This is a genomic window from Candidatus Woesearchaeota archaeon, from assembly GCA_016187565.1.
In the GTDB taxonomy this organism is placed as follows: domain Archaea; phylum Nanobdellota; class Nanobdellia; order Woesearchaeales; family JACPJR01; genus JACPJR01.
In genome coordinates, this window is record JACPJR010000007.1 from 1 (window position 1) to 15,170 (window position 15,170).

Below are 15,170 nucleotides of genomic sequence, written 5' to 3' on the forward strand. Positions count from 1 at the left end.
TAAAAAATAACGAAATTGTCCCCCTAATTCTAGTCTGCCTTTGCCAGTAATTTATTAGCAAGAGTAATCAAAAACTACGGAAAGTCCTACTGCTCGGAGAATTTGAGACTTCTGCGCTCCCTTCGGTCGCTTGACCACGTTACACTCTCACTCTGATTTTTATACTTCGTTAAAAATCTCCGTTCGGGCATTTAATGAACCCCGCCAGAAATCCCCAGCTTGCGCCTAACTGAATCTTATTCTTCGTGCGCAAGCGGTACCTTTAGGTAGGGGATGAATGGCGTTTTTATAGAAGAGTTATTCTGGATCGTTGTGTTGGCAAAATGGTGAGCCCCACCTGAAGAGAGGTGAGGCCCAATGAAATACAGCAACTACTTTAGCCACCAACATTCCGAAGGCAAGAGCACTTGGCACATTGAGTGGTGTACAAAGTACCGTTATAAACGGTTCAAGAGAACGTATGATAAAAATGTTTGCCTCATTGCTCTTGAAGAAGCAGCGAAGAAGGCAAACGTTGTACTTCTGGAGAGGGAAGTACAATTAGAACATGTGCATGTCATTGCCGAGATGCCGTTGACGGTAGCACCGGTCGATGCTGTTCAGATATTGAAAAGCATAAGCGCAAAGATTATTTTTGCACTACGACCTAATCTACGTCTGAGGGTTTACCCCGAGGAGGAGGTCAATATCAATAAGGATCCCTACCTTAATAAGAAGAAATGAGACTATGGAGCGTTTTATGGTATGACTTTTGGGGTACTGTAAACGAGTTGGATGCTTGACTTTTCTTCAGTTCCTGTTTTTTCAGCTGATTTCAGTCTTTTTAGGATGCTTGTTATTCCTTCTTCGTGACCAGCTCCGACAATGGCAAGTACCTTTTTCTCCGGATTGTTTTCAAGGATGCGATGGAGTTGGTGAGCCATGACTTCGTTTCTCTCTTCAACAAGGACATGGTATATATTGGGATACTTTTTCTTAACCTCGCGCATCAATTTTCGAATGATTTCTTCGCTTGGTACTTTGGTAATATCAAACTGGATAAAGGGCTTTTGTTTTATCACTGCGGTATAGACATCTTTGCACATCTGCCATCGTTCTTTCCAGGTTAAAGTTTCTGAAAATCTCCGTAAAGTTATCTCAATATCCTGATCGATAAGGACGAGTTTTCGTTTTTTCTTTTTTGCAAGTTTGATGGCTACAAGCATCTCTGTTCCTGGATCTATCTCTACATATTTTCCGAGCTTTCGCATAGCCCACGAAGCAACAACAGCAAAGATGAATCCCTTGAAGCCGACCCGTTTAATATTATAAAAGCCAATTGATCTTTTTTTTGATGCCTGTTCTTCTTCGAGTAACCCATAGTATCGTTTTGCATCAAGCTCTACTGCGATGATCTCAGGATCTTCTCTTTCAATCGTTTCCTTTACCTCTTTAACACTTTCTCGTGCAATATGGCTTGATCCAATAAGCGTGAGATTCTGATAGGGTACGGTATTTTGCATGATCCTGCAAGAGAATGAATGTTCTTAAATGTTTGTTTTGGCTCCGAAGCACGGTCAAATCTGATTGAAGGAATAATCGAAAACTATTTAAAGCAACCTCGCCAAAGTTTCGTAAACAGTTTAAAAAAGGCGGTGATTGCATGAAATACCAACGCACGTTAGGAGTTTCCATTCTTTTGATGATAGTTGTGGTAATAATTGGCTGCACGCAAACAGCTGAAAATGCTCCTCCTGTTTCCCAAGGGTTAAGGAACAACAATGACAACTTTCTGGTTTATGAGGATCCTGTGTATAAAGTAGCAATAGAGTATCCTGAGTCATGGCAGCTTGTACCTACCACAGATAATGTCTTTGCGTTTCAATCGCCTAAAGAAAGTGATACTGATCTCTTTCAGGAAAATATCAATCTCGTTATGAATGATCTTTCTAACCAACCACTTACCCTAGAGGCATACAAGGATATTGCTGTTGAAAGCATGCAACAAACCTTTGCTGATTTTTCTCTTCTGGAGTTAGGATCAGTAACCCTTTCTGGTAATCCAGCTTATAAAATAATTTTCACCGGCACAGCAGGAACTCAGAGGTTAAAATTTCTCCAAGTATTTACCATACAAAATGACATCTCGTACGTTCTGACATTTGTAGCAGAAGATGATGCGTTCACTGATTATTTAGGAACTGTTCAAAAGATGGTAGATTCATTTGTAATAACTGGAGATCTCAAGAGCGAGGCAGAAAATGATGCACCACCAGAGCTTGATGTTGATGAACAAGAAAATAATAATGACATTGGTCTACCCCAACTTGACAGCCAAGTTGATGCAGCCTTTGTTGGTTCATGGCGCGTTTTCTCAGAACGGATTTTTTATGATATCGGAGGGGCAGGAGCTTTGGGGATATCGGTTACTCGAAATCTAGAGTTGTCATCAGACGGCACATGGAGTTTTGGAGACTCAGCAGGAACATGGACGGTTACGGAAATCACTGATGAGGACTGGGCCAGATGGGATATTGATCCGTATGGGCCTACACGAAAGATCACCCTGTCGAATTGGAACAATGGAGTTGGAGACGGGCCTGTGGAAGAAGACGAAGGTATTGTTGATTTCATTTGGGTAGTCTACCGTGTTGAACCACCACTTGTTGAGAACGCAGGAACCGTTTGGTTGAAGTTCGGACAAAGCTAATATGGCAAACTCAATGGAGCGAGGGATCATCAACGCTTCGATGCTGTTCTTTTTCGCTATGCTGGTCTTCGGTTTATTCACCACGCCTCAATTCACCGGTATGGTTACCAGCGATGAGGGCTATAAATCCCCAACAACAGGTCCAGGTTACCTTGCCCCAAAGGTTGGCCCTGGTTATGAGGAAACAACCATCGGGCCTGGTTATCAAGAATCGACTGTAGGACCAGGTTATCAAAAACCAGAGACTGGGCCGGGATACATAGCTCCAGAAAGTGACAATTGGACTGCCCCAACAACAGGCCCTGGATTCCAAAGTCCAGGTACTAATGACAGCGGAAATACAACGCTTCTGCCAGTTGAGCCTATCATAAACCAAACTGGTTCGATAAACCAGACCGCTGCAGTAAACCAGACAATTTTGCTAAACCAAACCGACCAAAACCAGACAGTTTTACCAAACCAAACCAGTAACATAATTCCTCGTAATGATACTGACAACAAGGAAGATTTTCTACCCCAGTGGAAATTTGTAGGGAAATGGAGAGTCATTACTGTCTTGGTTTCGTATGCTGATGGAGAATGGGAGTATGTAGACCCGCCGACAGATCTTTTAGATATAAAGAACGAGCATGAGTGGGAAATGGGAACACAGAAAGGTACGTGGCGGGTTGAAAAAATAGAAGAGGCAGACTGGGAACGATGGCAGATTAAGAAATATTCTCCTGAGACTAAACTGGTGTTTGATGAGCCGGATGGTAGCATAACTGATGGACCCATGGAGCCCAACCAACTTTGGATTATCTATGATGTTGACCAAAACGATGGAAAAGGGGTGCGAAACGTGCAGATACGGTTAAACCCAGCAGTTGCCCAAACTGACTACCTTTTCACTGTGGACAAGATCGGGGCTGGGCTTGTGAGGTCTCTTGACAAGAAAATTGACTGTGGGTCTGTCTGTTTAAAAAACTACAAGGTCGATCAACTGGTTACCTTAGTGGCAACGCCTGATGAAGGCTGGGTATTCTCAAAGTGGTCTGGAGATTGCATTGGAACTGAGAATGTTTGCAGGGTGGTAGTTCAGGGGAAAATGGCGGTGGCTGCGGAATTCAAAGGCTCGTGCAAAGATAATGAAGGCTGCCCGCAGGACCAGGCTTGCATAAACTCAAACTGTGTGCAGTTGGAGTGCAAATGCGGCGTCGTTAAAAACCATGCTTGTCAGAAATATGAGTGTTGTTATGATAGTGACTGCGGCGATGGCAAAAAATGCAATGTTCAGGCCAGGAAATGTATTGCTGCGTCTTCATGCAAGGAAGTACTGAAAAATGGCGACCCTGCCAAAAAACATGATATGGTGTTCGTCGGTGCAAATTTTAAGGATTATGAAACCTTTGAAAAGATGATAAAGCTCCTCTTGGATTATGAAGGCAAATTTGAGACTAAACTTGGGGTTTTTAGTCTGACTCCATTTAAGGAAAACAAGGACAAGTTCAATTTTTGGATGGTACTTGTGCCCGATTATCCGCACTATACTTTTGATTCGCCGGTCAAGGGTGTTGGTGCTGATACACTTTATATCCCTGATGAGACATATTACGAAACTTTTGTTCAAAGCTGTGAGCGGGATACAGTTGTTGTTGTTTCTCCTTATTTATTCAGATCATTCGCTAAATTTCCAACGTCTGGAGCAAGTGGAGGGATCGTTTACCTGTCATTAGAAAATCCCCTGAAAGGCTCGGAATACCTAGGCAGAACCTTGGCGCATGAATTAGGCCATGCGTTTGGGGGATTGGCAGATGAGTATGTTGAATATGGTTCCGCCGACTTAACTGAAACAGGAGAGTACCCAAATTGTGCCCCTAACCTGGAGGCAGCTCAGGCAAAGTGGGGCGATCTTGAGGGAATAAGAGGAGTGCATTATTATACAGGCATAGAGGGTATTGAAGGTACCACCTACTACAAAAACCCTGAACAAACGTTCCCTGAGCTCGGGCTTTTTCCTGATGGTAGTGACTGGGGAGATGGAGGATGCGCCTATGTCCACAAAAACATACGGCCAACACAAACTTCCATCATGAAATCAAACTATGACCTTGAAAATGACTTTGGCCCTGTAAACGAAAGGATATTAAGTGAAAAACTCAGCATATATGATTCCCAAGATCAGGAACCAATTGAGCCGCAGGGAACCAGGGGAAGAAGGTTCATTGAGGATCAAGGCTAGGCTTGCTTAAAATGCTTAAAAAATGATACTTAAAAAAAATGGTACAGGAACTGAAATGAGAAAGCTGATTGTTTTTGTACTTTTGCTTATATCGCTTCCCCGGGTATTTGCTGATACATCATCTCATACATTATCCTACTCAATAGCATTGCACTATGACTCAGGCAATTTTTCACTTAAAAGCATTGACCTTGTCGAAGTAACTTCGCCAATAGAAAGAGAAGATGGAGGGTACAAGGCAAAAATAGTCTCGTTTAGAGGGGAACTCTTACACGAGACATCATTCAATGTAAATGTTAACAGGTTTTATGGGCTCCCCGTAAGTAAGGAGACTGTTCAAGGAGGATCCAGTTCCACATCAACCAACAGCTCAGTGAACCTTCTGCTGCCATACTACCCCCATGCAAAAACACTTCAGATTATGAATAATGAAGAATTACTTTTAGAAGCAGATCTTAGTATGTTTTCAACTTGTAATCAAAATAACCTCTGTGATGGATCAGAGAGCATAGAGACGTGTGCATCTGACTGTACCTGTGGTAATAACGTTTGCGAACCACAAGAGCATTATATGAGCTGTTCTTCTGATTGCCGGTCTGGACAACCGGACGGTATTTGTGATCAGGTTGCTGACAATCTTTGTGATCCGGATTGTGCAGCAAAGGAGGATTTTGATTGCAAAGAACATTCTGGTTTCATGGTCTATGGGGTTATTCTTATTGTTACGCTTATAGTGATCTTTTTTGGCATAAGATCTAGAAATCATAAAACAATTAGGGGGAGGGCGTTTTGATTGCTTCTACAATCTTATCAACTAATTTTGATGCTGTCCCATACATTAAATCTGGATTAACTTTTGGTGTGACAACCATTCTTATTCCATTCATTTCATAATCTCTTCCTGCAATACGAATTTTTCCAACACTAAACCCTTCATTCAATAACTTTCCATGAACATAATCAACTTCTTCAGGAGAATCTAATGTAACTGGAACTATTGACATCTCTGGAAAATGAACAAGTGAAATTCCTTGCCTTCGTAATTCTGCACCAGTTCTTCTAACAATTTCTACACATTGGTCGGCAATTTCTCGTAAGCCATATACATCTCCACAATCTCTAACCGTTTGTCCCCACGCTGCAACTGGACCAGCAGATAAAGTCGTATGGACAGTAAATGGCGAATGAACATAATATTCTACATTTGTTTTTGGTGCTTTATTTTTATACACCAACAGAAGAGCAACGCCTGGCTTGCCAACGAATTTATATGGATCAATCGTAATTGAATCTGCATCTGGAACTTTTGCTTTAATATGGCTTGATAATGTCCCCACATAACCACCATACGCAGCATCAACATGAAGCCATGCTCCTTCGCTTCTCAATTGTTTGACTAATTCGCTTTCAGCCAATCTTTCCACATGGCCTAATTGAGTAGTCCCATACGTTGATACAATGGCTGCAATATGTTTTCCATCATGGCTAATTGCTCTTGCTATCTCTTCATCCCTGACTTGATAATTAGTTGGGTCAACATCCAAAACAATAGTTTCTAATCTTAATGAGTCTGCTGCTCTTACGATTGAAACATGAGATAAATTACTACAAAGAACTTTATTTTTTCTAGTTGTATCTCTTGCTAATTCCAATGCCCGATAGTTTGCTAAACTCGCAGATAGTTCAAGAAGACCTTCCATCGTAGGAACTCCCAATAATCTTTTATGAAAATCAACAAAGTAACTAGCCAATTCTTGTGCTCTTTCATTAGAGCCATCAGCTAAATTAACATTATCCCAACTAGCTCCTGCTTTCCTTCCATCATCTGTGCAAGAACCCACTATCTGGGCAAAATCAAGTGGTTCTCTTCTAGCTCTAAATACTCTTAACATATTGAATGAAGTGTTAAAATATATTTATAAATCTTTCTATGATTTAACCACTTAACAAAGACAACATAAAAGGAAAAGATTGTTATATTAGTTGGTCATTTTTTTAACCATCTGGTCAAATAATTAACCAAGCAGTCAAAATGGATAAATTACTCAAAAACAACACCTACAAAATACTTGAACTTTTTATAGAATTTCCGACCAAAGACTTTTCAGCTCGAGGTCTTGCCCGAAACTTGAAGCTTAGCCATGCTACTGTAATAAAATACATTGCTGATCTTGAAAAACTAGGCTTTATCAAAAAGAAAGAAGCTACTCTCTACCCCACTTATTTTGCTAATACGGAAAGCCAAAAATACAAATTCTATAAAAGAAATGGGCTTATTTTCAAAATCAACGAATCTGGACTTATTGAGTACATTCAAAAAGAATCCTTACCCTCTTCAATAGTCCTCTTTGGAAGTGGAGCAAAAGCCATTTTTACAGAAAAAAGCGACATTGATATTTTTGTGGAAGCAAAAGAATCAAAACTTGATGTCGCAAAATATGAAAAAAAACTAGACAGAAAAGTTAATCTTCTTTTTGAACCAAACCTGAACAATCTTTCAAAAGAGTTAAGAAACAACATCATCAATGGGATTGTTTTATACGGTTTTATTAAAATCACTGGAAGCTAACGATGGCAAACGAAATGAACTGGAAAGAATGCATTGATGAGGGAATAATTGGAATTTAAGAACATCATTCAACGACTAAAAGAAGAACTCGGAAAATAACGCCTGCCCCCAGCGTTAACTTTACTCTGAAAAACTACTACAGCGCCTAGAAGTACAGCAAATCAAAAACTCTTCGTCAGATGAAGAATAATCTCTTGCAGTATCTTTACGGTTTTTTCTATCTCTTCTTTGGTGTTTTCTTTTCCAAGGGTAAATCGTATTGAACTCTGGAGATACTTCTTGGGAAGTTGTATTGCTCTGAGTACATGGCTAGGTTCCAAACTTTGAGAAGAGCAGGCAGAGCCAGTAGAAACTGCAATCCCTTTCATATCAAGCGCAAAGAGAAGCGACTCGCCATCTATTCCCGGAAATGATAGGTTTACATTATTATGGAGCCTATCACAGAATCGTGCTTCTTTTGGACCATTCAGATGAGCCTCAGGAACTGCCTGTAGGATAGCTTTAATGAACATGTTTCGTAATGCCTCTACTCGCTCATTATCCCTTTCGTTTGTTAACTCAACTGCTTTGCCAAACCCAACAATCGCAGGAACATTTTCTGTGCCAACCCGTTTGCTTTTTTCCTGATGTCCACCGTAGAATAATGGTTCAATCGGTGTTCCTGTTTTACAGAATAATGCCCCTATTCCCTGAGGTCCGTGTATTTTATGGCCACTCATGCTGAGCAGATCAATATCCAAAGTTTTAACATCAAGAGGGATCTTGGTGAAGCTTTGGACAGTATCACTATGGACTATAATACGTTGTTTTGTTCGTTTTTCTGCTTCCCGACAGATGGTAATAATTTTCTCCAATGGTTGGATTGTACCTATCTCATTATTTGCATGCATAATACTGACAAGGCATGTTTGCTCAGTAAGTGCATTCTTCAATTGCTCACAATGAACAAAGCCTTCCTGATTGACAGGCAAAACAATGACCTGAAATCCTTGACTCTCCAAATAGCTGCACGTATTCAGGACTGCAGGATGTTCAATTGCAGAAGTAATAATCTTATTTTTTTGTTTATCTTTCTTATGGAGGGCATAGGCAACTCCCTGAATAGCGAGATTGTCAGCTTCAGTGCCTCCAGAAGTAAAGATTATTTCTGAGGAATGTGCGTGAATCTTTGCAGCAATAATCTGCCGTGCATTTTCCTTTGCCTGCAATGCCTCTCGTCCCCATTGATGGATCGATGAAGGATTACCGTATTGCTCACTAAAAAAAGGGAGCATGGCCTCTACAACCTTTGGATCTACCTGAGTTGTGGCTGCATGATCAAGGTAAATGCGCATGTTCCCAAGAAAGATCTCATCCTTTTTAAGGATTTGCAGAAAGACGTACTAGACTTTATTCCAAGAAGCACTCCTTGATAGACCGTGCGAAAATATTCTATGGTAAAAATACAATAAATTATCGACGTAAGTATCTGACAATCCTTTCTGAGAAACCTCTTGTAATAGTGACCTTACGTATAATTTTACCGCTTTTCCTCTCTGCCCCAATGTATAGTACGTCCTTGCCGCTAGTCTTGTTCCTTCGTAGCGGTCTGGTTGCAATCGTTGGCACTCTTCTGCATATCGTAGTGCTTCTTCAGGGTGTCCTGTTGAGCCTAAATACCATCCCATCCGATAGTTTGCTTCAATTGCTTTATCTAGGTCTGGGTGCTCTTGGTCTACAAGAAGATCAAGTGCCCGTTGAAAGTAATCCTGTACAGGCGGGTTTGTTCTCATTGCACTGAACGGTAGTATTGCGAGTGCATATCCTACGTGAAGTGCAACAGCAACATCACTAATCTCTCCTGGCTGAGGAGGAGTTACTCCTTCCACAATTCCAATTAATGTACGAGTTTCATCGATACATGTTCTGTTATCTGTTGGTGCTCCTTCTACAGCAGTCATTTTGTCACCTTCACGAGTTCTATGCCTAATTCTTTTGCAATCTTTATGCTTCGTTCATCACGGTAGAATTCACCATAACATATCTTTTTTATGCCCGCATTTACCATCAATTTAAAGCAGGTATAGCACGGTGAAGCAGTTGTGTATAAGGTGGCTCCGTTGATATTAATGCCATGGCGTGCAGCTTGGATGATTGCATTGGCTTCAGCATGCACGGTGCGCAGACAATGTCCATTTTCCATTTCATGGCCAACCTGATCACAGTGTGGCAAGCCACGAATACTGCCATTATAACCTGTGGAAAGGATATTTCTTTCTCTGACAATAACTGCGCCAACAAATTTACGATCACAGGTTGAGCGAGAGGCAACCTGCTCTGCTATGTTCATAAAATAGGTATCCCAGTCTACGCGTTGCTTTTTCTTTTCAGCTGGGGCTGTTTCGTTAGCTGTCATTTTTTCTCTCGTTATTATCTCGATTCTTGATGTTATCTAGGCCATCTAAAAAAACATTGATTGCATCTTCCAATTCCTGCATGCTTCCGTTATTGATAAGCGTATAATCAGCTAGAGCAATAGGGCCGGCTTTATTAAGATTTTCAATCTCTGCCTTGTCTCGGCTGTACATCTCAGCAGCCTGCAGAGGACGTTCTTTTCGTGTGTTTAATCTTTTTACTCTTAACGACGGTAAAGTATAGACGGCAAGAACAACAAGATTCTTTTTGAAACTCTCCCTCAGAAAGAGATATTCTTCCCAACTATACATGCCGTCAATGCACACCGGTGACATTGCTAGCTTTTCTTGAATTTTTGGAAGGTTAAGGATAGCATAGGCAGCCATGCCATGTTGTTCTCGGAGTTCCTCGCGGACATTACGTTCGTTCTGTTCATTAACTAATAAACCTCTTTTTTTGATCTCATCAATAGTAACCTCTCCGAATCGTATCTTTCCATATCCTTTCTTGGCAAGAATATCGGCAACAGTTGTTTTACCTGCTCCACACAAACCAACAAGTGCAATGATGTTATATGTGACAATGGAAATCATCGGGAGAAGAAGTCTTATCGGCTATTTAAAACTTGTTAAGTAAACCTTGCGCACAGACGATCATACTGCTCTAAAACCAAGTAGGCCTTTACCGTTCCATCAAAATATCGCTCTAGCTGTCCATCTTCTGCAAACATCTCGCGCATCTCGGAAAGTTCTCGTGGAAATATTGCAGTTTCTCTTGCTTTTTTTTGCCACGATTTTCCTTGTCCGTGTAGGAAGGTGGTGGAGACATCCGCTCATTCCTGCGACAAAAGCATATCGCGTTGTTTGATCTAAGGAAGGAAATATATCAATAAATGAAGAACTGAATGGTAGTTTGGTTTTTTTTTCTTCGGTAATGAGGTTATCTGCCACTCTTTCCCAGTTAGCATAGGCAAACAGCGCTGCTGCTCTTACATGATCATAAATTCCCTTGAACTGTTCAAGTGCTCTGGGTACTATTTCATCTTTCTCAAAATTGACGTCATACTTTTGGACATCAGCTACTGCAACATTGGTCAGCTGAAATGGTCCATGACTGAGATGATGGTCGTGACGGGCAGGATATCCTTCGATAAACCCTAAACCTGCTTCTTGTAAGAGATGATCAAAAAAATAAATTTTAAACAATGGATTTATATCATTCCCGTGATAGGATGGCGTCAGTAATTCTTGGAGTGTGTAGGAGAGAAAACAATTTTCATTGAAATGATCTATGATGAGCTCAAGCAATGCCACCTTTTTTGGACCGTACATGTCTCTTCTGCGTGCAAGAAGTGTTTGCAATGATAAACAGCCAGCGGTTAGTTGACGTTGATACTCTCCGAGAGTTGTTGGAACTGTCCTTCCTTGCATAAGGTTTACAAAATAATCTCGTCTCTCCCGTAGCATTCTCCCATGCTGACTTTTCTTATCAATTCCTTCTTTGTCATTCCACATATCCTCCATGCCTTGGATAAAATTAACCGTACGAGATCGATTCCACATACCTAAGGGAAGGGTGTATCCTTTCAGATCCCAGGGGATGATGCCATTATCCACTGCTTCTTGGAGAGAATAGGGTAAGAGTTGTCGTGCAATCTCTTCACGAGCACTTTCTTTTCCTGAAGCAGAGCGTAATGGACTATAGAAGTCATCATAGAGCCTTGTCGTAATGAGCTCAAGTGTCTTCCCATCCGGATTTACATCGTCCCTCATGCAATGGGCAAGCAAAGCTCCACATGCTAAACTCCACAGAAAAGTTCTTCTCTTCATACCAACGCATGCCTTCTCTTCATTTCGTGATAGGTTTTGTTTGAAACTCCCCTAATAATGTCGCCTCTTGTTCGCATAAATGAACCGAGATTTCTTGCTCTTGTTTTTCTCTCTATAATTCCAACGAGGGTATAGGGGTATTTTCGTCCATCTTCACCTCTTGCTACTAAAAGACCAAAATCCCCACAAAGCATGGCTGTCGTTCCTGTTTTATCATAAACCAGCGTTCCTTGAGGAACTTCGCGTGCACCATCGTACAGACGATCCCTGTTTGGAAGTGCCATTAATCTTTTTATTTCCCTGGAAAAGGGTAATTCATCATGCCAAAGAGCATAGAGAAACCTACTATAGTCATGCGCAGATGCCATGTTGGCATAACATCTTCCATTCGAAGGAATATACTCGACGATGCAAAGTTGATTAAAAAGAGAACCATAATTTTGTCGCAAAATCCTTTCCACTGTACGCGGTCCTCCTACCTGACCCATTACCCAGTTTGTACAATTGTTATTACTTCGTTGAATCATCGCTTCCATTTTTTTTCGACTGGTTTGTCCATAGCTGAGTCTTCCCTTTTCTACTTCATGAAAAAATGCTAGTGCAACAAATGGCTTAACCATACTTGCTGTTTGGAGAGAAAGATCTTCATTAAGAGAAACTAATTTCTCGTTTGCTGTTAAATCGTACACTGACCATGCGGTTCTTTCATGATGATCTAAACGTCCTTGTCTTCTCAATTGTTGAATATAAGTATTAATGTCGTTCTCTAAAGTGCTACTTGTTTGAGTCTCTCTTGGAGTAGTAATTTCACCAATTACAACTAAATCTCTTGTTGATTCTTTTTCCGTTTTTCTAACATGAGCATCTCCATCTCTCTCAGTTTGGACAATATGGTCTAAGTAAGTTGCGTTGCTGTAAATAACATCGTGATTATTTTCAATACTTATGTCCGCAGTAATTCCAATGGATTTTAGTCGTCTTGCATGATCTTGAGCGACCTGATAGGTTGATTCCTTTTCTCCACGGCGTTGATAGACTAAGGCGTAGGTACCGCCTCTTCTTTCTTCAATGACCAGATCTTTTGCTAATTCTGGTCCTAATTGTGCGACAACTTTAGCAAAATTAGCTCGGTGAACCTCTAAGTTCGGTCCTGTACCATACACGATATTATAAAGATCATAATAGTCTTTATCTTCTACAATGCTTGCTGGATCAAGATCTGCCTTAGTTAATAGTCCAGAATGACGATATGCAGTTGTTACTGCAGATGATCTTGTTGTGTTTCTATCATAAACAACACCATACATCCCTGTTCGTTCTGCCCTTACTACATGAAGCTCTCTTTGTAAGTCTTGCCCTAAAACGCCTCCTACTTCTTCCATGTAGTCGAGTGCATCCTCTATATTTGGTGTCCAGAGATAGGAGACATCGTACCTTTCATTTCTTTCGTTCCTGCTCTCGGCCATTGTAGGAGAAAGCCCTAGAGCTATGCCACCTAAACCAATTAAACACCTTGTGACGGCCTCTCTTCTATCCATGGCGAGGTTATGAACTAAGAGTCTTTATAAATCTTTCTTAATTAGTTACTTAGAAGAGACGACTCAATAAACTTTTAGTCAGAAAAATGAAAGACGGTAGTTTTGTTTTTATATTTACTTCTGGGTTGAATTTGCAATGCGACCATCCATTAAGAGTTCAATGCGTTGGGCAAAGTGGGCTATCTTTTCATCATGCGTTACCATGATAATGGTCTTTTTCTCTTCCCGATGCATTTTTTTCAGGAAATCCATAACGACCAAGCCGGTTCTTGAATCAAGATTTCCTGTCGGTTCGTCAGCGAGAATAATCTTAGGATCATTGCTCAATGAGCGTGCAATAGCTACCCGCTGTTGTTGTCCACCAGAAAGTTCATTAGGCTTGTGCTGCATACGGTCTTTAAGTTCCACGAGCTCAAGAAGTTTTTTTGCCCGAGCTTTTCTCTTGGCTAGCGGAACACCTTGAAAGGTCATAGGAAGCATAACATTTTCAAGTGCCGTTAAATTCGGAATAAGGTTGAATTGCTGGAAAATAAAGCCGATCATTCTTCCTCTGATCTGCGCGAGTTCTGATTCAGTAAGCTCAGCGATGTCCTTTCCTCCTAAGTAAATATTTCCTCTACTTGGTAAATCTAAACAACCAACCATATTCATTGCTGTACTCTTCCCGCTGCCACTGGGGCCCTGAATAGCTACAAATTCTCCTTCTTTGATAATAACATTTAGCCCTCTAAGAGCAACAACTTCAATCTTTCCAAGCTTGTAGATTTTCCAGACATTCTCTAGTTTAATAAGGACGTTGCTCATTGTTTTCTTGTGGCGGAGAAGTATTCTCTCTACTTAAGGGTATCGATTCATTTTTTTCTTCTGCTCTCTCGTCTTTTGTTTGCTTGAGCATGCTTTCAACTTCATGACCAAAAATAATGGCAATAATTAATGCAATAATGCTCAAGATAACAATAAACATCCAGTTGAGTTGTTTTCTTCGCGTTATTTTCTCAAGCGAAACTTCTTTATCTTGAGGGGGTTGTCCTTCAATTTCAACTGAATCAAGTGGTGTTAGTGTATCTGCTAACACGCGAATCTCTTCAAGGATAGTTTCATTCTTTTGCGTTGTTGTTCCATTTCCTGTTTTTAGTGTTTCATTGTCGGTGATGTTCTCTGCGTTGTTTTGATTACCATCGTCATTATTGTTTGTTCCTCCCCCTCCCCCGCCTCCTCCACCATTCCCGTTGTCTCCACTATCATCAGAACATTCTTTCTCTTCATTCCCGTCTCCATTACATCCTGGAGTGGGTGTACAGCTACAACTGCATTCTCTGATGCCGCAGTCTCCTTGTGACCATAATGTGCACTGCCATGGAGCATTACATGCAGTATCACTCGTTATAGAGAACGATTGTCCTGTTGCTCTATGGGTATTATCAATCTCAATATTACTCAAAAAACTCATGTTCTGTTCAACAGCAACCTGAAAGCTATAGCGCATATTTGCTTCTTCCCAATATTGGTGATACGATTTGCTGCAAGAACAGTGAAGTTTTTCATGTACAAGGTTGTATTACTCCATATGCCGTCTATACGTAATGTTGGTGCAGGGACACTGAAGTATAACCAAACGTTGGTTTGTGAGAGATTCGCAGTCCAACTGAGATTTCCATTATTTTCAGTAATCTGCTTGATGACTGTTCCTTCTTGGAGATACCATGCAAATCCGTTTTCCCAGTTTTTGGGTTTTGGAACAGTAGCGGTGATAATCTCGGGTAATGTTGCATATATTACCGGTATACTCATCGAAACATTTGCTCCGTCTATAACAACGGTTGCATCCCGTTGTTGTGCATTGTTTGCATCAATGTATACTTTTTCAAAACTGGTGGTAAACTGTAGTTCCGACGAGTTCGTCAGATTGACATCATTTGCTGAAACAATG

At 40.8% G+C, this 15,170-nt stretch carries 16 protein-coding genes; 5 read left to right on the forward strand and 11 right to left on the reverse strand.

Features of this window, described 5'->3' with window-relative positions; all coding sequences use genetic code 11:
- The first annotated feature begins 357 nt into the window (after nt 1-357).
- Complete coding sequence (locus HYW21_01755) at nt 358-723, forward strand: transposase (protein ID MBI2548051.1); 366 nt, start codon at nt 358-360, stop codon at nt 721-723.
- Nucleotides 724-737: 14 nt separating this feature from the next.
- On the opposite strand, the gene HYW21_01760 is transcribed toward HYW21_01755, so the two are convergent.
- Nucleotides 738-1,502 (reverse strand): TraB/GumN family protein, encoded by a 765-nt coding sequence (locus tag HYW21_01760; GenBank protein MBI2548052.1) that lies wholly within the window; start codon nt 1,500-1,502, stop codon nt 738-740.
- Between the two features lie 140 nt (nt 1,503-1,642).
- Between HYW21_01760 and HYW21_01765 the strand changes: the two genes are divergently transcribed.
- Genes HYW21_01765 through HYW21_01775 form a run of 3 tightly spaced genes read left to right on the forward strand, consistent with a single transcriptional unit; the run spans nt 1,643 to nt 5,703 of the window.
- A complete protein-coding gene (locus tag HYW21_01765; GenBank protein MBI2548053.1) occupies nt 1,643-2,689 on the forward strand; it encodes a hypothetical protein in 1,047 nt (348 codons plus the stop codon).
- Nucleotide 2,690: 1 nt separating this feature from the next.
- A complete protein-coding gene (locus HYW21_01770) occupies nt 2,691-4,910 on the forward strand; it encodes a hypothetical protein (protein MBI2548054.1) in 2,220 nt (739 codons plus the stop codon).
- 22 nt (nt 4,911-4,932) lie between these two features.
- The gene (locus HYW21_01775) at nt 4,933-5,703 is read left to right on the forward strand and encodes a hypothetical protein (GenBank protein ID MBI2548055.1); all 771 of its coding nucleotides are present in this window, start codon (nt 4,933-4,935) and stop codon (nt 5,701-5,703) included.
- Here HYW21_01775 and HYW21_01780 read toward each other — a convergent pair.
- A complete protein-coding gene (locus tag HYW21_01780; GenBank protein MBI2548056.1) occupies nt 5,684-6,802 on the reverse strand; it encodes a DegT/DnrJ/EryC1/StrS family aminotransferase in 1,119 nt (372 codons plus the stop codon). The genes HYW21_01775 and HYW21_01780 overlap by 20 nt on opposite strands.
- Nucleotides 6,803-6,942: 140 nt before the next feature.
- Here HYW21_01780 and HYW21_01785 point away from each other — a divergent pair, with 140 nt between their 5' ends.
- A complete protein-coding gene (locus HYW21_01785) occupies nt 6,943-7,479 on the forward strand; it encodes a nucleotidyltransferase domain-containing protein (protein ID MBI2548057.1) in 537 nt (178 codons plus the stop codon).
- 161 nt (nt 7,480-7,640) lie between these two features.
- On the opposite strand, the gene HYW21_01790 is transcribed toward HYW21_01785, so the two are convergent.
- The 9 genes from HYW21_01790 to HYW21_01830 all read right to left on the reverse strand — a co-directional run.
- A complete protein-coding gene (locus tag HYW21_01790; protein MBI2548058.1) occupies nt 7,641-8,813 on the reverse strand; it encodes a cysteine desulfurase in 1,173 nt (390 codons plus the stop codon).
- 48 nt (nt 8,814-8,861) lie between these two features.
- Nucleotides 8,862-9,419, reverse strand: coding sequence for a hypothetical protein (locus tag HYW21_01795; protein ID MBI2548059.1), 558 nt, complete (start codon nt 9,417-9,419; stop codon nt 8,862-8,864).
- Nucleotides 9,416-9,874, reverse strand: coding sequence for a cytidine/deoxycytidylate deaminase family protein (locus HYW21_01800; protein ID MBI2548060.1), 459 nt, complete (start codon nt 9,872-9,874; stop codon nt 9,416-9,418). Before HYW21_01800 ends, HYW21_01795 begins: the two co-directional genes overlap by 4 nt.
- Nucleotides 9,864-10,466 (reverse strand): AAA family ATPase, encoded by a 603-nt coding sequence (locus tag HYW21_01805; GenBank protein ID MBI2548061.1) that lies wholly within the window; start codon nt 10,464-10,466, stop codon nt 9,864-9,866. Before HYW21_01805 ends, HYW21_01800 begins: the two co-directional genes overlap by 11 nt.
- A 99-nt stretch (nt 10,467-10,565) precedes the next feature.
- Nucleotides 10,566-11,702 (reverse strand): hypothetical protein, encoded by a 1,137-nt coding sequence (locus HYW21_01810; protein ID MBI2548062.1) that lies wholly within the window; start codon nt 11,700-11,702, stop codon nt 10,566-10,568.
- Entirely contained in the window at nt 11,699-13,240 is a 1,542-nt protein-coding gene (locus HYW21_01815; protein MBI2548063.1) for a serine hydrolase, read from the reverse strand. Before HYW21_01815 ends, HYW21_01810 begins: the two co-directional genes overlap by 4 nt.
- Before the next feature lie 114 nt (nt 13,241-13,354).
- Nucleotides 13,355-14,044: an ABC transporter ATP-binding protein gene (locus HYW21_01820; GenBank protein ID MBI2548064.1), complete on the reverse strand. Its 690-nt coding sequence runs from the start codon at nt 14,042-14,044 to the stop codon at nt 13,355-13,357.
- Nucleotides 14,025-14,726 carry a hypothetical protein gene (locus HYW21_01825; protein ID MBI2548065.1) on the reverse strand — a complete coding sequence of 234 codons (702 nt, stop codon included), beginning with the start codon at nt 14,724-14,726 and terminating at the stop codon, nt 14,025-14,027. The genes HYW21_01820 and HYW21_01825 overlap by 20 nt, the downstream gene beginning before the upstream one ends.
- Nucleotides 14,687-15,170, reverse strand: a 484-nt coding sequence (locus HYW21_01830; protein ID MBI2548066.1) for a hypothetical protein, incomplete at its 5' end; no start/stop codon positions are given. The genes HYW21_01830 and HYW21_01825, both read right to left, overlap by 40 nt.